Annotated in this window: 23 protein-coding genes; 8 read left to right on the top strand and 15 right to left on the bottom strand. The window is 71.8% G+C overall.

Annotated features, from left to right (window positions below):
- Nucleotides 1-149: 149 nt before the first annotated feature.
- Nucleotides 150-1,454, bottom strand: a complete 1,305-nt coding sequence (locus E9228_RS16530; protein WP_166781644.1) for an ABC transporter substrate-binding protein — start codon at nt 1,452-1,454, stop codon at nt 150-152.
- Nucleotides 1,455-1,548: 94 nt separating this feature from the next.
- Nucleotides 1,549-2,556: a LacI family DNA-binding transcriptional regulator gene (locus tag E9228_RS16525; protein ID WP_166781643.1), complete on the bottom strand. Its 1,008-nt coding sequence runs from the start codon at nt 2,554-2,556 to the stop codon at nt 1,549-1,551.
- Between the two features lie 301 nt (nt 2,557-2,857).
- On the opposite strand from E9228_RS16525, the gene E9228_RS16520 reads away from it, so the two are divergent.
- Nucleotides 2,858-3,553, top strand: coding sequence for a WYL domain-containing protein (locus E9228_RS16520; protein ID WP_166781642.1), 696 nt, complete (start codon nt 2,858-2,860; stop codon nt 3,551-3,553).
- Between the two features lie 101 nt (nt 3,554-3,654).
- A complete protein-coding gene (locus E9228_RS16515) occupies nt 3,655-4,113 on the top strand; it encodes a VOC family protein (RefSeq protein WP_166781641.1) in 459 nt (152 codons plus the stop codon).
- 37 nt (nt 4,114-4,150) lie between these two features.
- Here E9228_RS16515 and E9228_RS16510 read toward each other — a convergent pair whose 3' ends face one another.
- Complete coding sequence (locus E9228_RS16510) at nt 4,151-4,591, bottom strand: winged helix-turn-helix transcriptional regulator (RefSeq protein WP_252728510.1); 441 nt, start codon at nt 4,589-4,591, stop codon at nt 4,151-4,153.
- A gap of 124 nt (nt 4,592-4,715) precedes the next feature.
- Between E9228_RS16510 and E9228_RS16505 the strand changes: the two genes are divergently transcribed.
- On the top strand, nt 4,716-5,363 hold the full coding sequence (locus E9228_RS16505; RefSeq protein WP_166781640.1) for an FMN-dependent NADH-azoreductase: 648 nt from the start codon (nt 4,716-4,718) through the stop codon (nt 5,361-5,363).
- Nucleotides 5,364-5,373: 10 nt separating this feature from the next.
- Here E9228_RS16505 and E9228_RS16500 read toward each other — a convergent pair whose 3' ends face one another.
- A complete protein-coding gene (locus E9228_RS16500) occupies nt 5,374-6,294 on the bottom strand; it encodes an AraC family transcriptional regulator (protein ID WP_166781639.1) in 921 nt (306 codons plus the stop codon).
- A 169-nt stretch (nt 6,295-6,463) separates the two neighbouring features.
- On the opposite strand from E9228_RS16500, the gene E9228_RS16495 reads away from it, so the two are divergent.
- Nucleotides 6,464-6,820, top strand: a complete 357-nt coding sequence (locus E9228_RS16495; RefSeq protein WP_166781638.1) for a putative quinol monooxygenase — start codon at nt 6,464-6,466, stop codon at nt 6,818-6,820.
- Between the two features lie 95 nt (nt 6,821-6,915).
- Here the strand turns inward: E9228_RS16495 and E9228_RS16490 are convergent, their stop codons facing one another.
- The 5 genes from E9228_RS16490 to E9228_RS16470 all read right to left on the bottom strand — a co-directional run bounded on the left by E9228_RS16490 (nt 6,916) and on the right by E9228_RS16470 (nt 11,138).
- Complete coding sequence (locus E9228_RS16490) at nt 6,916-7,257, bottom strand: hypothetical protein (RefSeq protein ID WP_166781637.1); 342 nt, start codon at nt 7,255-7,257, stop codon at nt 6,916-6,918.
- Between the two features lie 69 nt (nt 7,258-7,326).
- Nucleotides 7,327-8,442, bottom strand: a complete 1,116-nt coding sequence (locus tag E9228_RS16485; protein ID WP_166781636.1) for a Gfo/Idh/MocA family protein — start codon at nt 8,440-8,442, stop codon at nt 7,327-7,329.
- Nucleotides 8,439-9,086, bottom strand: a complete 648-nt coding sequence (locus E9228_RS16480) for a ThuA domain-containing protein (protein ID WP_252728541.1) — start codon at nt 9,084-9,086, stop codon at nt 8,439-8,441. Before E9228_RS16480 ends, E9228_RS16485 begins: the two co-directional genes overlap by 4 nt.
- 80 nt (nt 9,087-9,166) lie before the next feature.
- Nucleotides 9,167-10,360 carry a Gfo/Idh/MocA family protein gene (locus E9228_RS16475; protein WP_166781634.1) on the bottom strand — a complete coding sequence of 398 codons (1,194 nt, stop codon included), beginning with the start codon at nt 10,358-10,360 and terminating at the stop codon, nt 9,167-9,169.
- A gap of 142 nt (nt 10,361-10,502) precedes the next feature.
- Complete coding sequence (locus tag E9228_RS16470; RefSeq protein WP_166781633.1) at nt 10,503-11,138, bottom strand: TetR family transcriptional regulator; 636 nt, start codon at nt 11,136-11,138, stop codon at nt 10,503-10,505.
- A gap of 69 nt (nt 11,139-11,207) precedes the next feature.
- Here E9228_RS16470 and E9228_RS16465 point away from each other — a divergent pair, with 69 nt between their 5' ends.
- A complete protein-coding gene (locus E9228_RS16465) occupies nt 11,208-12,626 on the top strand; it encodes an MDR family MFS transporter (RefSeq protein WP_166781632.1) in 1,419 nt (472 codons plus the stop codon).
- 31 nt (nt 12,627-12,657) lie between these two features.
- On the opposite strand, the gene E9228_RS16460 is transcribed toward E9228_RS16465, so the two are convergent.
- The 3 genes from E9228_RS16460 to E9228_RS16450 are packed head-to-tail and all read right to left on the bottom strand — an operon-like array spanning nt 12,658 to nt 14,206.
- A complete protein-coding gene (locus E9228_RS16460) occupies nt 12,658-13,029 on the bottom strand; it encodes a hypothetical protein (protein ID WP_166781631.1) in 372 nt (123 codons plus the stop codon).
- A gap of 8 nt (nt 13,030-13,037) precedes the next feature.
- The gene (locus tag E9228_RS16455; protein WP_166781630.1) at nt 13,038-13,652 is read right to left on the bottom strand and encodes an Asp23/Gls24 family envelope stress response protein; all 615 of its coding nucleotides are present in this window, start codon (nt 13,650-13,652) and stop codon (nt 13,038-13,040) included.
- Entirely contained in the window at nt 13,649-14,206 is a 558-nt protein-coding gene (locus tag E9228_RS16450; RefSeq protein ID WP_166781629.1) for an RNA polymerase sigma factor, read from the bottom strand. Before E9228_RS16450 ends, E9228_RS16455 begins: the two co-directional genes overlap by 4 nt.
- Before the next feature lie 173 nt (nt 14,207-14,379).
- Here E9228_RS16450 and E9228_RS16445 point away from each other — a divergent pair, with 173 nt between their 5' ends.
- On the top strand, nt 14,380-14,598 hold the full coding sequence (locus tag E9228_RS16445; RefSeq protein ID WP_166781628.1) for a hypothetical protein: 219 nt from the start codon (nt 14,380-14,382) through the stop codon (nt 14,596-14,598).
- Between the two features lie 16 nt (nt 14,599-14,614).
- Here E9228_RS16445 and E9228_RS16440 read toward each other — a convergent pair whose 3' ends face one another.
- The 3 genes from E9228_RS16440 to E9228_RS16430 form a co-directional block, all read right to left on the bottom strand.
- Nucleotides 14,615-15,649 (bottom strand): LacI family DNA-binding transcriptional regulator, encoded by a 1,035-nt coding sequence (locus E9228_RS16440; RefSeq protein WP_166781627.1) that lies wholly within the window; start codon nt 15,647-15,649, stop codon nt 14,615-14,617.
- Nucleotides 15,650-15,710: 61 nt separating this feature from the next.
- A complete protein-coding gene (locus E9228_RS16435; RefSeq protein ID WP_166781626.1) occupies nt 15,711-16,961 on the bottom strand; it encodes a Gfo/Idh/MocA family protein in 1,251 nt (416 codons plus the stop codon).
- Between the two features lie 125 nt (nt 16,962-17,086).
- A complete protein-coding gene (locus tag E9228_RS16430; RefSeq protein WP_341849930.1) occupies nt 17,087-18,742 on the bottom strand; it encodes a GrpB family protein in 1,656 nt (551 codons plus the stop codon).
- Nucleotides 18,743-18,841: 99 nt separating this feature from the next.
- Here E9228_RS16430 and xylA point away from each other — a divergent pair, with 99 nt between their 5' ends.
- Complete coding sequence (xylA, locus tag E9228_RS16425; RefSeq protein WP_166781625.1) at nt 18,842-20,035, top strand: xylose isomerase; 1,194 nt, start codon at nt 18,842-18,844, stop codon at nt 20,033-20,035.
- On the top strand, nt 20,028-21,554 hold the full coding sequence (xylB, locus tag E9228_RS16420) for a xylulokinase (RefSeq protein WP_166781624.1): 1,527 nt from the start codon (nt 20,028-20,030) through the stop codon (nt 21,552-21,554). Before xylA ends, xylB begins: the two co-directional genes overlap by 8 nt.
- The last annotated feature ends 55 nt before the right edge of the window (nt 21,555-21,609 follow it).

The raw sequence follows: 21,609 nt of genomic DNA, 5'->3' as shown, positions 1-21,609 counted from the left end.
GGCGGGGGACGCGGCCGCGGAGCGGCGCGACGGGAGGACTGGACGCCATCGTCGGGCTTCCCTTCCGGGGAGTGGGTGGTGAGGGGGCCGGGAGGCGCGGTGCGGGTCGGACGCGCACCGTGCCTCCCGGGTCGGCCGGGGTGGCCGGGTCAGCCGGTGACGGCCTTCACGCCGTCGGCGTACTGCTGACCGAGCTCCTCGTTGACCTGCTTCGGCGAGCTGCTGCCGTTGAGCACGCTCTGCAGACCGGCGTTCAGCTGGTCGTAGAACGTCGAGGTGGGCCAGTCGGGGTAGTACCCGAGACCGTCACGTCCGGTCAGCGTGTTGAAGTTGGCGATGAGCTCCTTGCTCTTCGCGTCCGTGATGTCCGACTCCTCCGCCGCGACCGGGACGCCACCGTTGTTGCCGATGATCGCCTGCATGTCGGGACGGAGCGTGATGTCGATGAACTTCTCGGCGAGGGTCTTGTTCTTCGCCTTCGTGGGGACGACCCAGAGGTTGCCCGAGGAACCCGGGGACATCTCGGCGCCGGGGTAGAGGAACGTGCCCCAGTCCTGCTGCATCTCGGTGGTGAACCGGCCGTACCACCACGAGCCGGAGAAGAACATCGGGTACTTGCCGCTGATGAAGGCGGTGCCCGCGTCCTCGGCTTTCATGCCCGTGGCGTCGCCGGAGATGTAGCCCTTGTCGGTCCAGTCCTTGATCGTCTTCGTGGCGTACGAGATCTGCTCGTCGGAGAAGTCGACCGGGTTCTTGTACAGCTGGTAGTCGTCCACCCAGCTGCGGTCCGCCTTGGACAGGGCGAGCTGGTACCAGAGCTGACCGAGGGGGTACTCGGCGGCGGACTCGGCGAGCGGCGTCACGCCCTTCGACTCGAACGTGGCCATGGCCTTCTCGAGGTCGGCCTGGGTCTTGGGCACCTCGACGCCGTACTTCTCGAACAGGTCCTTGTTGTAGTAGAACTCCACGTACTCGCCGTAGTCGGGCACGCCGTACCAGGAGCCGGAGCCCATCACGCCCTTGTCGTCGTAGCGGGCGGTCGTCTGCAGGGACTTGGCGAGCTTGTCGTCCCACCCGTACTTCTCCACCGCGTCGTCGAGCGGGCTGAGGAGGCCCTGGCTGGCGAGCAGGCCGGCGGTCGCGTTGCCCTTGTTGTACTCGATGAGGTCCGGGGCCTGGTCGGAGTTGAGCGACTGGCTGGCCGTCTTCCGGATCTGCTCGAAGCTCTTCTCCTGGAACTCGACCTTGGCGCCGGTCTCCTTCTCGAAGACCTTGATGGACTCCTTCCAGGCCTTGCCCATGGCGGAGTCCTCGGACTCGAAGTGCCAGAGCTTCAGGGTCTTGCCGTCCTCGTTGCTGCGGTCGTCGGCGCTCCCGCCGGCGGAACAGCCGGTCAGGACGACGGCGGTCGCGGCGAGCCCGGCGAGTGCGCCGAGCAGGCGTGACTTCTTCATGTCGCTACTTCCTTGTAGGGTTTTTCGGGGCGGGATCGAACGGTCGAAGCGCTTCGACGATGGACCGACGAGGACGCTGGCCGTTCGGAGCCGGTCAGTGCACCGGCCGGATGGACCCGCGGTCGATGAACCGCGGTCGGAGGAGTGTGACGCCCGGTTCACGGGCTCCGTCGACCTGACGGACGGCGTCCTCCACGGCGCCGCGACACATCTCCTCGAGCGGGAGGGGGATGGTGGACAGGGGGATCTCGAGCCGGTCGGTGTCGTAGCTCGCACAGGCGGCGACGACCGACACGTCCTCGGGGACGCGGACACCCCGTGCCACCAGGTGGGCGAGGACGGCCTCGACGACGGGCTCGTTGCAGTGGAACACGAGCGCGGTCATGTCCGGCAGGCCGGCGAGCAGCTCGTCGGCCGCAGCACGCTGGTCGGCACGGTCGAGGGACGGGTACAGCGCCAGGGTCGCGACGCCGGCTGCCCGGCACTCGTCCTCGAACGCGTCGGCGAAGCGGCGGATGAAGCCGGTGTGCCGTTCGACGTAGGTGGCGGGGTGGCCGATCACGCCGATGCTGCGGTGTCCGGCGGCGGCGAGTTCGCGGACCGACGCACGGCCGGCCTCCGCGAAGTCCAGGTCGATGCAGGTCAGGCCCGTGGTGTCACCCGGCACGCCGACGAACGCGGCCGCCGCACCCGAACGACGCACGACCTCGGCGCGCTCGTCGTCCGTCGAGACCCCGAGCACGACGACCCCGTCGACCAGCGAGCTGTCGACCACGCGCCGGATGCCGGTGACCTCGTCGTCGCGAGCGAGGAGCAGGACGTCGTCGTCGTGGGCCCGCGCCGCCTCGACCACCGCGGTGACGAAGCGCATGTGCGTGGGCAGGTGCGCGTCCTCCCGGATCGGGGCGGACAGGGCCAGGATGTTCGTGCGTGCGCCGGCGAGCATGCGGGCGCCGGCGTTCGGTCGGTAGTCGAGCTCGGCGACGGCCTGGTCGATGCGTGCACGGGTCGTGGCGGAGATGCTGCGCTTGCCGGAGAGGGCGTACGAGACGGTCGAGATCGAGACGCCGGCGGCCTTCGCCACCTCGTGGATCGTCACCATGCCCGCACCTCCTCGTGCCTGTCTGCGCCGTGCCCTGCGCGGCTCACCGCGGCGCTTGTGAAGCGCTTCGATCAGCTCGCGACGGCGACGCTAACAGCGTCGAAGCGCTTCGCGCAAGCATTTGTCTGCGATGCCAACAAATGGAGCGCGCCACGCGCCTCCCGGCTCCGCCACGCGCCTCCCGGTTCCGCGCCACGCGCCTCCCGGATTCGCCTCAAGCGACAGGACGCGCTCCTGCCGGCCCGAGCCGTGTCGCTGGACGCGAGCCTCGCAGAGCCGCGACCTGGCGGATGATGAGTGCGTGAACCGAACGGATCGTCTGTACGGCCTCGTCGAGGAGTTGCGTGCCGTGTCGCCGCGACCGCGGAGCGCTCGTCGCCTCGCGGAACGGTTCGAGGTGTCGGTCCGGACCATCGAGCGGGACCTCGCCGCGTTGCAGCAGTCGGGCCTGCCGATCTGGGCGGAGCCCGGCCGGACCGGCGGGTACGTCATCGACGCGTCGGCGACGCTCGGCCCCGCGGGGTTCACGCTGGACGAGGCCCTCGCGGTGCTGATCGGACTCGGCGGGCTCCGGCACAGCCCGTTCCGGCAGTCGGCCCGGACGGCTGCCCGGAAGGTGCTCGCGGTCATGCCCGACGGGGACGCGGCACGTGCCAGTGCACTCGCGTCGCGGGTGCACTTCCTCGAGGGCGAGGACGACGTCGTCGTGCCGACGGCGTTCGCGGCGGCCCTCCGATCGGACCGTGTCGTGCGGCTCCGCTACCAGGACGCCGACGGGGCGGACTCGGTCCGGGACGTCGAACCACTGGGGTCCATCGGGAAGGAGGGGCAGTGGTACCTGATCGCCTGGTGCCGACTGCGTGACGGAGTACGGGCGTTCCGGGGAGATCGGATGCTCTCCGTCGAGGTCACGGACGAACGACCCCCGAAGCGCTCCCTCCGACCAGAGGAACTCGCGATCCCGTACGGACGGCTGCGGTCCGTCATGGACGACTGATCCGTCGCCGGGACCGTTCTCGGGGAACACCGACAGGACGGTGTCGCGACGCTCCGTGAAGCTGATGCCCTCACCACACACCAGCACACCGGAGGAACCACATGTCGTTCGCATCCATCCGCATCGTCACCGACGATCTCGACGGCCTCGTCGCCTTCTACGAGCAGGTCACCGGGCAGCAGGCCGAGCGCCCCGCGCCGGTCTTCGCGCAGTTCAGTGGGCCGGGCGCGAACCTCGCGATCGCCAGCACCGCGACCGTCGCCATGCTGGGCGGCGCCCTCGTCCCGGCGACGAACCGGTCGGTGTTCATCGAGTTCGAGGTCGCCGACGTCGACCGCGCCGTCGCCGACCTGCAGGTCGAGAGCGAGGACGTCGTCCTCGAACCGGCCACGATGCCGTGGGGCAACCGCTCCGCACTGGTCCGCGACCCCGACGGCAACGTCGTCAACCTGTTCAGCGGTCCCGCCACCGACCCGGCGCGGAGCGACCGGACGAGCGGGTCGTCGCATGCCGCGCCCGCGTCACCGGGTCACGACGGCGGGACGGACGTCGCGGGGTGAGGAGGCGGGTCCCACCCGCGGACGTCCCGAGGCGTCGTCATCGACCGCTGTCGTCGCGGTCGCCGTCGCCGTCGAAGGCCTGCCGGTTGCCGGCGAGCGTCCGCTGGTGTTCCCGCACCCAGTCGGCGAGCTCCAGGGCCACGTGCTGGAGCGACCGTCCGAGGTCGGTGAGCTCGTAGTCGACGCGGGGCGGCACCTGGGCGTGGACCGTCCGCGACACGAGCCCGTCGCGCTCGAGTGCGCGCAGGGTCACGGTCAGCATCCGGCGCGAGATGCCCGGGATGACCTCGGAGAGCTCGGTGAACCGTCGGCGTTCGTCACCGAGCACGCCGATCACCAGCAGCGTCCACTTGTCGCCCATGCGTGCCAGCAGCGACCGGAAGAGGTCCGGGTCCTCGCCGGTGCAGAGCTCGGCCATCGTCGGCATGGACTGGTCGAGCCGGGCGTGCAACCGCTCCAGTGCTGTCTGGTCCGTCATCCGGTCTCCCGTGGTCACTGCCGGGTAACAGGGGGTCGTTTGCGGTAACGCGAGCCCGGCAGGCAGGGTTACTGATCGTAACTGTAGCCCGGGTCGCCGACCCGGGGACGATCGAAGGAGTGTCATGACCCTGTTCCGCCTGGACGCCAGCATCCGCACCGACGGCTCCACCAGCCGAGCGCTCGGCGACATCGTCGAAGCGGAGTGGAGCGCCGTGCACGCGGGCTCCGCCGTGACCCGACGCCACGTCGGCTCCGAGCCCCTGCCCGCGGACGCCTGGGCCGACGCCGTCGCCGCGTCCGCGACACCCGAGTCCGAGCGCACGCCCGCCCAGGTTGCCGCGGTCGCCCTGGCGAGCGAGCTGACCGACGAGCTCACCCGTGCCGACGCGCTGCTGTTCGCCGTGCCGCTCTACAACTTCGGCGTCTCGCAGCACTTCAAGTCCTACGTCGACCTCGTGCTGACCGATCCGCGCATGGCGCCCGGCGTCGCACCCGCCACCGCGGGCAAGCCGGCCGTCCTGGTCACGGTGCAGGGGGGCAACTACTCCGCCGGCACGCCCCGGGAGGGATGGGACCACGCCACCGCCTGGATGCGGCGCATCCTCGAGGACGTCTGGCAGCTCGACCTCGAGGTGGTGACGCGGGAGTTCACGCTCGTCGGGGTGAACCCTGCCCCCGACCAGTTCACGGAGCTGGCCGACGAGTTGCGGGTCCGTGCCGAGGGCGACGCGGCTCGCCACGGCCGGACGCTGGCGACCGTCGAACGGTGACGACGGTGCGTCACGCCGTCCGGGCAGCCGTCCGGTAGCGCCCCGGCGGGAGTGCACGCTCCCGCCGGAAGGCCCGGCTGAAGGCGTGGACGGAGGTGTAGCCGACGTCCGCGGCGATCGCTTCGAGGGCGTCGTCGGTGTCCCGAAGGCGATGGGCGGCGAGGTCCATCCGCCAGCGGGTCAGGTACTCACCGGGGGTGGTCCCCGCGAACGTCGAGAAGCGGCGGACCAGGGTCTGCTTCGACGTCGCGGCTTCGCGTGCCAGTGCTTCGGTCGTCCACGGGCGCCCCGGAGCCTCGTGGATCCGGGTGACGGCTCGCAGGAGGATCGGGTCGCGGAGCACTCCCCACCATGACGCATCGGCCTGCGGCGTCGCGGCGAGCCAGACGCGGAGGACCTCGATGAGGAGGACGTCGACGAGGCGGTCCAGGACGAGGTCGGTCGCGAGGCCGGGGCGGGCCAGTTCCCGTCCGAGGAGCCGGACGATGTCCGACGCGCTGGCGTCGAGTTGTTGCGCGTGGAGGTGGACGACCGTCGGGAGGAGGGCGAAGACGGGCGTGCTGCTCGCCGCGTCGTGGGAGTACGAGGCGCCGAGGATCTGGGTCTGCACGTCCCCGTCGCCCAGGCGCAGGACGTCACCACGCCGACGAGCCTCGGCCGCGGCTGCCACGTCACACGAGTGGATTTCGACGCCGGGTGCGCTGGACAGGGCGTGCGCCGCCCCGGTGGGCAGGATCACGACGTCGCCGGTCATCAGCAGCCGTGGAGTCTCACCGTCGACGGCCAGGGAGGCGGTGCCTGCGGTGACCGCGTACACGACCGCGTCCCGGTCCCGGAGCCACTCGACGCCCCAGTCGCCCGCTGCCGCGATCCGTGCGCCGGCGCTCCCCCGGACACCGGACATGTCGAGCACCTCGGAGAGAACGTCCATGGACCGAACCTACGGCCACATGCCCGGATGATCGCTCCGCCGACAGCGCTTGGTCCTTCCGGACATCTTCCTGGTCCGATCACGCATTGATCGTGCCAGCGAGTGCTCCTAGCGTTGACGTCGTCCCGAGCGCACGCTCTCGACGAAAGAACCGGAAGAGGAACACACCATGAGCACGACCGAAGACACCGTCCCCGACGGCTTGATGCCCGCCGACGTCCTGGCCTCGCCGACGGCGGTCGCCGTCTACGGGTTCGCTCGCGCGAAGGCGGGCAAGGAGCGCGAACTCGAGGACGCGATCCGCGCGATCATCCCGTCGGTCCGAGCCGAGCAGGGCCACGAGCAGTACTCGGTCCACACCACGAAGGAGCAGCCGGGCGCGTTCGCGTTCTACGAGCGCTGGTCGTCCGGTGCGGACATCGCCCGCCACGTGCAGCAGCCCCACATGCAGGAGTACTTCGGCAAGCTGGGCGACCTCGTCGAGGGTGAGCTCGAAGCCGAGTGGCTCTGGCCGTTGGCCGACTGACCCCGTGCGTCCGCGCCGCGAGCCGACCTCCTGGCGGCCCGCGGCACGACGGCCCGGGCGGGGCCGCCGCGTCGCTCGACCCGGTGACCGGTCACTCAGCGGAGCGCGCGGTCGAAGACAGCGACGGGTTCGTCGGCCAGGGCTGCTCCGTCCCCGCCGCGAACGAGGTTCTGCAGTGCGCCGTCGCGGACGAGCGCGACGAGCCCTGCCGGCTGTTCCTGGGCGACGTCGTAGTCGGCGGAGGCGGCGATCGACGTCCCCGGGACGCCAGCGTGGTCCAGTGCCTCGTCCAGCGCCGTCTGCTGCACGGCACGGAGGAGCATCGGGGCGAGGACCGACACGACCGTGGCGAGCGCGGCCAGGGCGGAGAGGACCACGACGGCTGCGGGCCGGCGCCGGATGCTCCTGATCCAGAACGGCGCCCGGTTCCGGTGCATCTCGTTCCCCTCCTGAGCCGACCTCAGTGTCAGCGACGGAAGTCTGGCACACGACGGGCGCGGAGCGGGCTACCCGAGCGGGACCGGTGCCGGCCGGGAGGCGCGACTCGCCACCTCGACGACGGCGTGCTCCCGCCCCGCGGTCGCGATCGACTCCATGACGTCGAGCACGTGGAACGCCAGGTCGCCGGAGGCCCGGTGCGGCTCCCCGGAGGCGATCGCCCGCGCCATGTCCGCCAGACCGACCCCCCGCCCGGCGTCGCGGTGGCCCGCGAGGACGGGGAGCTCCTGGAACGCCCGGTCCTCGGCCGTCGCGATGCGGGTCGGGTCCGAGAAGCGGTTCGGGTCGGCGACCGACAGGGACCCGGCGGTGCCGTGCACCTCGAACAGCGGGGCCTCGGTCGCCCACACCTCGAACGACAGCGTGACCGTGGAGACGACGCCGTCCTCGTGCTCCAGGACCGCGACGACGTGGGTGTCGACGTCGACCGGCAGGACCTGGCCGGCGTTCGGCCCGGTGGCGACCGTCCGCTGTCGGGTCGAGCGGGTCGTGCTGCCGCTGACCCGCACCACGGAGCCGAAGAACGTGACGAGGCTCGTCAGGTAGTACGGGCCCATGTCGAGCAGCGGGCCACCGCCCGGCTGGTAGTAGAAGCCGGGTGCGGGGTGCCAGAGCTCGTGGCCCGGGGCACTCCAGGACACCGCGGCGGCGACCGGGGTGCCGATGCGACCGGCGTCGAGCGCGGCCCGAGCGGTCTGGATCCCGGTGCCGAGCACGGTGTCCGGGGCGCTGCCGACCCGGAGGCCCGCGGCCTGCGCGGCGGCCAGGACCGGAGCGGCCTCGGCGGTGGTGAGGGCCAGCGGCTTCTCGCCGTAGACGTGCTTGCCCGCGGCGAGCGCCCGGCTGGCGACGTCGGCGTGGGCGGCGGGGATCGTCAGGTTGAGGACGACGTCGACGTCCGGGGACGCCAGCAGCTCGTCGACACCGAGCGCCTGGACGCCCTGTTCGTCGGCGACGGCTGCTGCCCGGGCGGTGTCGAGGTCGGCGACCGCGGTGAGGCGCAGGTCCGGCAGCGACGGGAACTGCTCGAGGTACTGCTTGCTGATGTTGCCGACGCCGACCATCCCGACCCGCAGCGGAGCGGCAGCACGAGGACCGGCGTCACCCGCGACTCCGGCGCTCATCGGGCGGCCCACAGCAGGCCGCGCTCGATGATCGTGCGGACCGGCTGCGACTCGACGATCTCGATCCGGTGCCCGGGTGCCGAGACGAAGATCCGCCCCTCGCCCCACTGCCGGGTCCAGATCGCCGGCGAGGTCACAGGGCGGTTCCACGCGTCCCAGGCACGGGCCTCCTGGGTGGTGGTGGCGAGGACGTCGTCGTACTCGTCACTGAGCACCCAGTACTGCTCGCTGACCAGGTCGAAGTCCTCGATGCCCTGCATGATCGGGTGCGCACGACCGAGGTCGGTGACGTGCACCGTGTACGGGATGTAGTTGTCGGACTGCTCCCCCACGCGCTCGTCCGGGTGCTTGCCGGCATGGTGGGCGAACTGGCCGCCGATCATGTGGAGGTAGTCGGCGTTGTCCCGGTACGAGTCCGCGATGCCGCCGTGCCAGCCGGCCATCCCGGTGCCGGCGAGGACGGCACGCTGCAGGCCGTCGAACTCCTCCTTCGCGATGGTCGACATGGTGTTGACCTGCACGACGAGGTCGATCGTGTCCATCACGGACTGGTCGGCGTAGACGGCGGTGCCCTCCTCGACGCGGACGTCGAACCCGTTCTCACGGAGGAAGGGGATGAACAGCTCGGTGGTCTCGACGGGCATGTGCCCGTCCCAACCGCCGCGGACGACGAGTGCCTGGCGTTGCACGGGAGGTGCTCCTTGCGGATCGGGGGGAGGGAAGGTCATCGGCGGGGGATGGAGGTCCAGGCGCTGCCGTCGGCGGCGCTCCGCTGCACGGCGTCCAGGACGTCCTGCACGTGCAGCCCGACAGCGAAAGACGGCTCGGGCTGCTGCCCGCTGGTGATCGCCGTGACGAAGTCGACGACCTCGTGGACGAAGGTGTGCTCGTAGCCGATCGGGTGACCGGTCGGCCACCAGTTCGCCATGTACGGGTGCTCCGGCTCGGTGACGAGCACCCGACGGAACCCCTGCTCCCCCGCGGGCGCGTTCGTGTCGTACACGTGGAGTTCGTTCATGGCCTCGAGGTCGAAGGCGATCGCCCCGGTGGACCCGCTGATCTCTATCGTCAGGCCGTTCTTCCGCCCGGTCGCGTACCGGGTGGCCTCGAACGTGGCGACGGTCCCACCGGGGCGGGCCGCGCCTCCCGTCAGTCGGCCGGTGAACCAGGCGGCGTCGTCGACGGTGACCTGTCCGCGCTGGTCGGAGGCGGTACCGGACAGGCCGACGCCGTCGGCCAGCAGCGGGCGCTCGTGCACGAACGTCTCGAGCGTGCCGCTGACAGTGCCGAGCGTCGCACCCGTGATGTGCTCGACGAGGTCCACGGCGTGTGCGCCGATGTCGCCGAGCGAGCCGGACCCGGCGAGCGAGGCGTCCAGTCGCCACGTCATCGGGCCGTCGGCGTCGGTGAGCCAGTCCTGCAGGTACAGCGCGCGGGCGTGGCGGACCTCGCCGATCCGGCCGGCCTGCACGAGCTGGCGGGCGAACGCCAGGGCGGGGACGCGCCGGTAGCTGAAGCCGACCATCGAGCGGATCCCGCGCGCGGCGGCCGACTCGGCGGCGGCGACCATGGCCTCCGCCTCGGCGACGGTGTTGGCGAGCGGTTTCTCGCAGAGGACGTGTTTGCCGGCTTCCAGTGCCGCGATCGCGACCTCGACGTGCGAGGACCCGGGTGAGCAGACGTCGACGACGTCGATGTCGGGGTCCTCGACGACACGGCGCCAGTCGGTCTCGGCACGCTGCCACCCGAAGCGGGCGCGGGCGGCCTCGGTGCGCTCGGGGTCGCGGCCGACGACGACGGTCATCTCGGGCTCGCGGTCGAGCGGGAAGAAGCGCGGGGCGACCCGCCAGGCCTGCGAGTGCGCGGCTCCCATGAAGCCGTGGCCCACCATGGCGACCCGCAACCGGTCCTCCGTCATCGCATGCTCCCTCGCATCGTGCGTCCGTCGTCGACGCTACGGACGGGCGGGTGGCCGGGACAAGGCGGACGGGAGGATCGGAAAACTTTCGTGGAACGGGTCGCGCGAGCGCCTGGCCGTGTTCCCCTGCGATCCGGTCGCGTCAGCGTGCGCCGTACGCCCGCATGAACGCGTGCACGCCGCTCGTCATGACGTCACGGACCTCGGCGCGCGCGGGCTCCCCCGGGATCCAGTTGTTCCACGCGAGCAGGGTGGTGAGCGCGTTGAAGTGGTCCGACGCCAGCCGCGGGTCGTCGGCATCGAGCAGGCCGGTCTCGGCGAAGTGTGCGATCCGCTCGGCGAGGGCTTCTTCCGGGGCGGAGCTCAGCGGGTGCTGCTCCAGCTCCGGCAGCAGCGTGCGGTTCTCCGAGATGAGCTTGACGGTGGTGGCGTAGTCCGAGGAGCCGAGCATCGACGACCCGATCTCGACGGCGAACTCGGTGAGTGCGCGTTCCAGGGTGGCGGTGTCCGCGATGTCCGCCTCGTCGGAGAGGTGCGTGTCGAGGGCTGTCCGGAGGGACGCGACCAGGGACTCGCCGGCGTCGACCACGACCCCGAGGAGCAGGCCGCGCTTGTCGCCGTAGTAGTCGTACACGGTGCGCTTGGAGACCCCGGCCCGCGCGGCGACCGCGTCCATGCTCGTGCGGTCGACACCGTCCCGCACGAAGAGCTCCCGTGCTGCGGCCATGATCGCTGATCGCTTCTCCGCCTGGCCCTGGCGGAGCGGTCTCGACGGCACGGCAGCTCCCACGAACCCGAGCCTACCGGCCTTGCTGGAAACTACACTGCACGGTGTAGTGTGCCGCTCATGACGACGACCAGCACTCCCCCACCGTCCACCGACACCGCCCCGGTCAGCGACCGGCGACTCAACGCCATCAGCCTCGTGCTGGTGCTCGGAGCCCTCACGACGCTCCTCGACACGACCATCGTGAACATCGCGCTCGACCACCTCCACCACGTGTTCCACGCACCCGTGGCGGACACGCAGTGGATCGCGACCGGCTACCTGCTCGCCTACGTCTCGGTGATCCCGGTGTCCGGATGGCTCTCCGAACGGATCGGTGCCCGCGCCACGTGGATGGTCGCCGTCGGCCTGTTCACGGTCGGCTCGCTGCTGTGCGGCCTGGCGTGGTCGTTGCCGTCACTCGTCGTGTTCCGGGTGCTCCAGGGCCTCGGCGCCGGACTGGTGCTCCCCGTGACGATCACGATCCTGACCCGTGCCGCCGGCCGCGAACGGATCGGCCGGGCGATCGCGACGATCGGCCTGATCGGGCAGCTCGCGCCGATCCTCGGGCCGATCATCGGCGGCTCGATCGTCCAGTCGATCAGCTGGCACTGGCTGTTCTTCGTGAACGTCCCGATCTGCCTCGCCGCGCTCGTGCTCGCACCGCGGTACCTCCCGGCCGCGGCCGCTCAGCGCGGACACCGGTTCGACCTGCTCGGTTTCGTGCTGCTCACCCCGAGCGTCGCTCTCGTCGCCTTCGGCGTCAGCCAGCTCACCGGCTCCGAGGGGTTCGGTGCGGTGCAGGCGTGGCTCCCCCTCACGGTCGGGGTGGCGCTCCTCGTGTCGTTCGTCCTCACCGCGCTCCGCCGTGGGACACACGCCCTGGTCGACGTCCGTGTGTTCACCCGGCGCAGCTTCGGCCTGTCCAGCGTCATCACCTTCGTCGGCGGGTTCTCGATGTACGCGCTGATGTTCCTCCTGCCGCTCTGGTACCAGCAGGTCCGCGGCGTCAGCGTGCTGCAGACGGGGCTGCTGCTCGTGCCGCAGGGACTCGGCACGATCGTGTTCATCGTGCTCAGCCGGAAGGTGTTCGCCCGGGTCGACCAGCGGGTCGTCGTGGCGGGCGGCGTCGTCCTGCTCATGCTCGGCATCGTCCCGTTCGCCACGGCCGGTGCCAGCGGCGACACGGTCCTGCTGCTCGCCGCCCAGTTCGTCCAGGGCTTCGGGATGGGAGCGGCGTCACTGCCGGTCATGACCCTGGCCTTCGCGAGCCTCAGTCAGGCCGAGACCCCGCGAGGGAGCGCGGCGTTCAGCATCGTCCAACGTGTCGGCGCACCCTTCGGCGTGACCGTCGTCGCGGTGGTCCTCGAGCACTTCGTCGCCGGTGCCGCCACCCAGACAGCGGTGGTCGGAGCGTTCGCCGGCACGTTCTGGTGGGTCTTCGGGCTGAGCTCGATCCCGCTCGGGCTCGCCCTGTTCATGCCCCGGTCCCGCTCCTGACGTCGTCGCCGCGTGCCGTCCGTGGACCGGGTCAGACCAGGTCGGCCGCGACCTCGTCCGCCGTGATCCCGACGGTGTCCTCGACGAGCCGGACCACGACGGTGATCGTGTCCGGTCGCGGGCCGGGCTCGGCGTCCACGACCGAGCGGATGCGTTCGCCGACCTCGCGCACGGTCTCCGTCGCGGGTCGGGCGCCGTCGACCGCGACCTCGGCCGTGACCCGGACGGCCCCGCCGCCACGGTGGACGTCCACCAGCGTGCCCGGGTCGCGGATCTCGAGCTGGGCCGCGACGGCGTCCGCCGCGATCTGCACGAGCGACTGCGCCGGGAAGACGTGACTGACGCCCTCGGTCGCTCGGGCGACGTCGGTCAGATGGCGGGACAGCTCCTGGTCGTCGGCCACGGATGCTCCTAGGGGACGTAGACGTCGTCGAAGGTGACGTCGATCTGTTCGATGACGAGTTCGGTGTGCCGGGCGAGGACGTCGGCCACCCGTCGTCGCAGTCGGTCCGCGGTCTCGTCGGCGACCTGCCCGTAGGCGATGGCCGCGGTCAGGTCGACGGTGATCGGCGTCCCCGGGGTGGAGACGTCTCCGGTCAGGGTGCAGCGTCCCATCACGATCCCACCGGTGGTGTCGCCGGCACGACGGACCAGGTTGCGGACCGCCGCCTCGGTGAGCGTGAGCCGCAGCCGCGGGTCCGGGTGGCTGACGGGGACGTCGCGGCCGGAGGTGATCTCGGCCCGGATCGTGGCGAGCAGGCCGTCGATCCACCCGCTCTCGCGCTGCGGGTCGGGGTCCGTGTCGGCCCGACGCTGCATGGCCCCGACCGACAGCTCACGGAGGCGCTGCATGTTCGACAGGGCCAGACGGCAGGCAGCGGACGACTCGATGTCGGGGTCACGCGGTGTGCGGCCGCGGTCCAGGTAGTCGGCGAGCTCGTCGAAGGTGTGGCCGTCGAGGTCGGCATCGGGCAGACCGTCGACCGGCAGGGAGTCCGCGGGCAGGGTCTGGTCGTCGTCGCTCATCGCCACGCCTCCATCTCCCGGAGCAGGGACTGCCGTGCCCGAGCGAGGAGCCCTCGGACCGTCGAGACCGGCAGCTCGAGCGCCTCACTGATCTCCTGGTAGCTGTACCCGGCTGTCTCCCGCAACAACCAGCAGCGACGCTGGTCGGCAGGGAGCCGGTCCAACGCAGCCCACATCGCGTCGAGCTGCAGCCGCGCCTCGACGATACGCTCCGGGCTCTGTGCCGGGTCGGCAGGCCGTTCGACCTCGTCGACGTCGTCGTGGTGCCGGCGACGGCGCAGGCGGTCGATGGCCTTCCGGGTGACGATCTGCATCATCCACGGCCGGAAGTGGGCGGGGGTGTCCAGGTCGGACAGGCGGCGCCACCCGGCGAGGAACGACTCCTGCACGACGTCGTCGGACTCGATGTTCGACCCGAGCATCTGCTCGGCGTAGACGCGCATCAGCGGTCCGTGGCGGCGGGCGAGGACCGCGAAGGCCGGCACGTCACCGTCGGCGGCACGGACGACGAGCGTCGAGTCCTCGGCGCGGCCGAGCGGGTCGTCGTCGGTCATCCTCACCTTCCGAGGTCCGGGACCTCCGGGGTCCTGGAGGCGGTGTCCGTCCGGGTCGACGGCCGCATCCGAGCATGCACCGTCCGCCCCCGACTCGCCTGCGCGCATCGGTTTCGTGACGGAACGGCCGCTCGACACGTCCAAGGAGAGGAACACACGACAGGAAGCAGACGATGCACGACCGCTCGACCACCCATCCCCTCCCCGGGGCAGCCCCCGCGACGTCCCCGGAACTCCCGGCTCCGCGCGGCGAGGAGCGCTGCCCGAGCCGCTTCGACCGCTGGCTCTGCGGACTGCAGCAGGCGCACGGCGGACTCCACGTCGCCGAGGAGCAGCAGGGCCGGACCACCTGGAACGACGCCCTGGACGGCCGCGACCTCAGCGCGCTCTGACCCGACAGGGAGGTCGTCACCCTGCGTCCGGACACCCGCACGAGCGTCGGCGGACGAGTTCTCCGGGGAACAGTTCGTGTGTGTGGTCGCGGTCCGTCGCGAGCAACCGCGCGACCGCGCTCTGCGCCATCTCGTCGATCGGCTGCCGGAACGTCGTCAGGCCCGGCCAGGCGTACTCGGCTTCCGACGAGCCGTCGAAGGACGCGATCGCGATGTCCTCCGGCACCCGGACGCCACGCTCGTGGAAGGCCCGCAGCACACCCACCGCGGTCCGGTCGGACGCGACGAAGAACGCCCGCGGCGCCGGGGTCGGGTCCGCTGACCGTTCGTCGGCGATCCGGTGGCCGGCGTCCCGACCGCCCGGACGGGTGACCTCGGCCGCGATGAACGGTCCGGCCGGCACGCCGGCGGCGGTGCATGCCTGCAGCCACCCGACGTACCGGGGCTCGCTCGGGTCGTCCTGGCCGACGAACCCGACGGACCCGTGGCCGTGCTCGAGCAGGTGCGTCGTCATCGCCACCGCACCCGCTCGGAGGTCGGTACCGAGACTCGCGACCCCGTGCTCGCCGGTGGCGACGTTGAGGGCGATCCACGGCAGTCCGACACGGTCGAGGGCCGCACTGTCGAGCGGGGTGCTGCCCGCCAGCACGAGCACACCGTCGATCTGGCGCGCGGCGAACTCGCGGAACCGGGCGAGCACCTCGTCCGGTCGGAACGACGTGGCCGTCGTGTACAGGGCGTACCCGCGGTCGCGAGCAGCAGCCTCCAGGGTGCTCGCGTACTCACCGAAGAACGGGTTCGTGAAGACGGGGTCGCTGCTGCTCGGCACGAGGAAGGCGAGCGTGTCCGCGGAGCCGGAGCGGAGGGCGCGCGCAGCCTGGTTCGGCCGGTACCCGAGCTGCTCGACGGCAGCCAGGACACGTTCCGCCGTCGCGGCGGCGACCGGCGCCGTGCCGTTCAGGGTGTAACTGACGACCGCGTCGCTCACACCGGCGAGCCGGGCGACGTCCCGTCGGGTCGCCTTCCGCGGCGCCGGCGTCCTGCCCGTCATGCCCGGCTCCGCACGGAGGCCGGCACAGGGCGGCGCGCACGCGGCCGCGCCGCCCGACCGGTCATGCTCCGGACGGCTCGCTGCGGACCGGCAGCGGCGACCCGACGGGCACCGGGGCGTCGCCGAAGTCGGGGATCGGCAGTCGCTCGCCGTCCCGCAGCGCGGACTGGAACGCCACGAGTCCGGGCAGCGTGTACCGGGCCGCGACCCAGGCGTTGACGGTGGGCAGCGTGCCGCCGGCGACCGCGCGGACGAAGTCGTCGACCAGGAAGCGGTGGCTGCCCTCGTGTCCGTCCGGGGCGACGTCGAACTCGGCCGGGAGGCGCTCGGCCTCCGCCTGGTGGACCTTCGCGTGCCCGGAGCTGAACGCCTCGCGGAGGGACGGTGCGATGTCGGCCAGCAGCGGGTCGTCCGGACCGATCGCGGGCTCCGAGGCGAGCAGGTCGGAGACGTCCTGCACGCCGTCCTTGTCCTGCCAGACCGAGGTCGCGGCGAGCTGCTCGAAGCTGCCCTCGGTGCCGAACCAGCGGAACCGGCTCTCCCGGATCGGGGACGGGTAGCCGACGCGGCGGAACTCGTTGATGCGCATGGACCCGCCGCCGTCGAGCTCGAACAGCGCGGTCATGTTCGAGAAGTCGTTGTCGAACATGCTGACCTGCTTGTCGAACACCCCGTCGTCGCGGTCGTCACGCACGCCGATGCAGCTGACGCTCGTCGCGTGCCGCGGCATGGCGCCGAGGACCCCGCCGATCGCGTGGGTCGGGTACCACATGGGCGGGTAGCTGGCGGTGGCCTTCCAGTCGTCACCGCCGCTGTACTTGTACGCGTCGTAGAAGCCGAGGTCCATGTCGTGCAGGTAGTCGCCCTCGGCGTAGAACACCCGACCGAACGCACCCTGCTCGGCCTTCTGCCGCGCGAAGACCGTCGCCGGGTTGTACTGGCTGGTCTCGCCCATCATGTAGGTCAGCCCGGTCGCGGACACCAGGTCGATGACCTCGGCGATCTCCTCCTGCGTCACGGCCATCGGCACCGCCGAGTAGACGTGCTTGCCGGCCTGCAGTGCGCGGGCGACGATCGGCCCGTGCGTCCAGCGCTGCGTGAACACGGCGACCGCGTCGATCGCGGGGTCGGCCAGCATCGCGTCGAGATCGGCGTACGTGCCGGCGAGGCCGAGGTCGTCGACCAGTCGCTGCGCGCGACCCTCGATGACGTCGGTGGCGTACACGGCCGACACACCGGGGTGCAGCTGGAACAGGGCGGCGAAGTGGGACGAGAACTGGCCGGCACCGACCATGCCGAGGGTGAACGTCATGTGCTGTCCTTCTGTGCGTCGTTGCACACCGTCGTCCGACGGGGCGTCCGGCCAGTGTGGCGGCGCGGGTTTACTCGTGTCAACCCGTGTCGCGCCATCGCGATCGCCAGACGGCAGCACGCCAGTCACACGGGTGACGCCGCCGCGGCGCGCGCCCGTGCCATGACCGCGCGGATCACGTCGGTCTTGGCGTCCGCGTAGTCGTTCATGTCGTCCCACGTCCCGCCGAGCAGCGCCCGCTTCGTCTGCTCGTAGAGCGCCCGGTCGTCCGGGTCCGTCCGCAGCCGCTCACGCAGCAGCAGGTAGTCGTCGATCGCCGCCGCGCCGCGTTCGTACACGTGCACGTGGACGTCCCGCGCCGGCGTCCGGACCAGACGGTGGCCGGGCTCACGCACCCGCAGCTCGTACCCGGCACCCAGGAGCGGCTCGAGGTACGCGCACTCGTCGGTGACGTCCGGCACGACGACGACCAGGTCGACGATCGGCTTGGCGGCGAGCCCCGGCACCGACGTCGAGCCGATGTGCTCGACCCGCACGTCGAGCGGCCCGACCGCGCGGAGGATCCGCTCCCGGTGCTCCGCGAACGTCACCGCCCAGGCCGGGTCGTGCTCGTGCAGGCCGACACGCAGCGCCTCGGGTCCGCCCACGATCTCGACGGTGGTCACGTCACGTCGGACGGGAGGCTCGTCCCCCGCCCCGACACCGGGTGCGGCCGTCGAGTCGCGGACCACGAGCGTCGTGGCGAGCTCGACCCGGACCGGCCCGTTCGGCGCGCCACCCGCGGGCCCGTCCGCGCCCGCGTGCTGGCGGAGCGCCATCCGTGTGGCCCGCTCCGCCATCTCCTGCAGCGGCTGCCGGATCGTCGTCAACGCCGGTCGTGCCCACCGTGCGGGAGCGACGTCGTCGAACCCGACGACGGACAGGTCCTCGGGCACCCGGAACCCGAGCGACCGGGCTGCGTCGAGCACGCCGAGGGCCTGCAGGTCGTTGCCGGTGACGATCGCCGTCGGCCGAGGGTCGACCGCCAGGAGTCCACGGGCCGCGCGTTCGCCGTCCTCCCGGCTGAACCGGGCGACGACGACGGACGGGTCGCGTGTGCCGGGCGGGACGGGCGTGCCGGAGGTGCTGCGTGCCTCCAGTCCGGCCGCGGCGAGCGCCGCACGGTGTCCTGCCAGCCGGTCGACCGCGCAGGCCATGTCGAGTGGACCGGCGATCGCCGCGATGCGGGTGTGGCCGAGGTCCAGCAGGTGCCGTGTCGCCGCCGCTCCCCCGGCGGTGTTGGTCGCACCGACGACCGGGACGTCGGCGGGCGGGTCGCCGACCGGGTCGACCACCGTGAACGGGATGCCGCGGGCGCGGAGCTGGTCGCGGCGGCCGGCGGTGAGCGCGGAGAACTGCAGGACGATCGCCGCGGGTCGGCGGTGCAGGACACCGGTGATCCAGTCCTCCCCGACGGCGTGGTCCGGACCGAGGGCGGACAGGGAGAGGGCGTAGCCGTGCTCGCGGGCGACGGCCTCGACCCCGCGGACGATCTCGATCGACCACTCGCTGGCCAGGTCCTCCACGACGAGCTCGACGAGCGACCCGGGCCCGGGTGGGGTGTCGCGCTGGGCGTAGCCGGAGGCGGCGAGCAGGCGTTCGACACGCTCCCGGGTCGGATCGGACACGCCGGGGCGGCCGTTGAGGACCTTCGACACCGTGGCCAGGGACACCGACGCCTGGCGGGCGATGGCGTCGAGGGTCGGGCGCGAGCCGGACCGTTCCGCAGCGCCGATCGTCATGTGCCGAGTATCCCAGGGTGCCGAGGGTTGCGGGTGACGGTCGGACGGGATATGTTCTCGCTGACAACAAATCCGCTCGACGACGATCGGCAGACCCCCATGGCAGTGCAGCCCACCCGCGACGACAAGTTCTCCTTCGGTCTCTGGACCGTCGGCTACAACGGCTCGGACCCCTTCGGCGGCCCGACGCGCCCCCAGCTCGACGTGGTCGAGGCGGTCGAGAAGCTCGACGAGCTCGGCGCCTACGGCCTCACCTTCCACGACGACGACCTCTTCGCGTTCGGCTCGACCGACGCCGAGCGTCAGACGCAGATCGACCGCCTCAAGGGCGCGCTCGAGTCGACCGGCCTCGTCGTCCCGATGGTGACCACGAACCTCTTCTCCGCCCCGGTCTTCAAGGACGGCGGCTTCACCTCGAACGACCGCGAGGTCCGCCGCTTCGCCCTCCGCAAGGTGCTCCGCAACGTCGACCTCGCTGCCGAGCTCGGCGCCGAGACCTTCGTCATGTGGGGTGGCCGCGAAGGCGCCGAGTACGACGCCGCCAAGGACGTCCAGGCTGCGCTCGAGCGCTACCGCGAGGCCGTGAACCTGCTGGCCCAGTACGTCACCGACAAGGGCTACGGCATCAAGTTCGCCATCGAGCCGAAGCCGAACGAGCCCCGCGGCGACATCCTGCTGCCGACGCTCGGCCACGCGATCGCGTTCATCGACACCCTCGAGCGCCCCGAGCTGTTCGGCGTGAACCCCGAGGTCGGCCACGAGCAGATGGCGGGCCTGAACTTCACCGCCGGCATCGCGCAGGCGCTCTACTCGGGCAAGCTCTTCCACATCGACCTCAACGGTCAGCGCGGCATCAAGTACGACCAGGACCTCGTCTTCGGTCACGGCGACCTGCAGAACGCGTTCTCGCTCGTCGACCTGCTCGAGCACGGCGCCCCGCAGGGTGGCCGCGCCTACGACGGCCCCCGTCACTTCGACTACAAGCCGTCCCGCACCGAGGACATCACGGGCGTCTGGGACTCGGCCGCCGCGAACATGCGCATGTACCTGCTCCTCAAGGAGCGCGCGGAGGCCTTCCGCGCCGACCCCGAGGTCCAGGCAGCGCTCGAGGCCGCCAAGGTCACCGAGCTCGCGAAGCCGACGCTGAACGAGGGCGAGAGCTACGACGCGTTCCTCGCCGACACCTCGGCGTACGAGGACTTCGACACCGACGCGTACTTCGGCGGCAAGGGCTTCGGCTTCGTCAAGCTGCAGCAGCTCGCGATCGAGCACCTCATGGGCGCTCGTGGCTGATCTCGCCTCCAGCGCGACCGACCCCGGCGATGAGGACCTCCTCGTCGCCGGGGTCGACTCGTCCACGCAGTCCTGCAAGGTCGTCGTCCGTCGCGCCTCGACCGGCCAGGTCGTCCGCTCCGGCCGTGCCACGCACCCCGACGGCACCGAGGTCGACCCCGCCGCCTGGTGGGACGCCCTCGGCACCGCGGTCGCCGACGCCGGCGGCCTGGACGACGTCGCCGCGATCGGCATCGGCGGCCAGCAGCACGGCATGGTCGTGCTCGACGCCGACGGCCGGGTGATCCGACCGGCTCTGCTCTGGAACGACGTCCGCAGTGCGGCCGCCGCGGCCGACATGGTCGAGGAACTCGGACGGGAGGCATGGGTCGCCCGCACGGGGCTGGTCCCGGTGGCCTCGTTCACCGCCACGAAGCTCCGCTGGCTCCGCGACGCGGAACCGGAGCACGCGGCCCGCGTGGCCGCCGTCGCGCTGCCGCACGACTGGCTGTCATGGCGCCTCCGCGGCTACGGCCCGGCGGACGAGAGCCCGCTCGGCCCGGACCTGGACGCACTGGCGACCGACGGTTCCGACGCCAGCGGCACCGCCTACTGGGACCCGGCCCGCCGGGAGTACGACCCGGAGCTGTTCGAGCTCGCGCTGGGCCGTCGACTCCGGCTGGCCCAGACTGCTGACGACACGCAGACAGGAGACGATGGCGACGCGGTCATCGTCCCGCGGGTCGTGGGTCCGTCCGAGGCGATGGGCACGCTCGACCAGGCGGTCGGACTGCCCGGCGGCGTCACCGCTCCCGCGGGTCTCGTCGTCGCACCCGGTGCCGGGGACAACGCCGGCGCCGCGCTCGGACTCGGTCTGGCCGCCGGCGACGTCGCGGTGTCCCTCGGCACGAGCGGCACCGTGTTCGGTGTCACCGACACCGCGGTCGAGGACCCGTCCGGCACCGTCGCCGGGTTCGCGGACGCCACGGGCGCCCGGCTGCCGATCGTCACCACGTTGAACGCAGCCCGGGTGCTCGAGGTGATCGGCGGCCTGCTCGGCGTCGACCACGCCGAACTCGGTCGACTGGCGCTGCAGGCCCCGGCCGGTGCCGACGGGCTCGTCCTGGTGCCGTACTTCGTCGGTGAGCGCACCCCGAACCGGCCCGACGCCACCGCGTCACTGCTCGGCATGACCCCGGGAACGACGGACCGGGCACACCTGGCCCGTGCCGCGGTGGAGGGCATGCTCTGCGCCCTCGCCGACGGTCTGGCTGCGGTCGAGCGGACCGGCGTCACCGTGGAGCGACTGCTGCTCATCGGTGGGGCCGCGCAGAACGAGGCCGTCCGCGTCGTCGCGGCGCAGGTCTTCGGGCGCGAGGTCCTGGTGCCCGAACCCGGCGAGTACGTCGCCGCGGGTGCTGCGCGGCAGGCTGCGTGGGTCGTGACCGGGGACCTCCCCGGCTGGTCGATCCCGACGACGTCGATCCCGGCGGACCCGCACCCCGAGGTGCTCGAGCGGTACCGCGCCGCCGTCGGCTGACCGGCGCACGTGCACGGGCCCCGTCACCGACCACCCGGTCGGCGGCGGGGCCCGT

This window comes from Curtobacterium salicis (assembly GCF_011759505.1).
Taxonomy (GTDB): domain Bacteria; phylum Actinomycetota; class Actinomycetes; order Actinomycetales; family Microbacteriaceae; genus Curtobacterium; species Curtobacterium salicis.
This window is presented reverse-complemented; position numbering and strand designations above follow the sequence as displayed.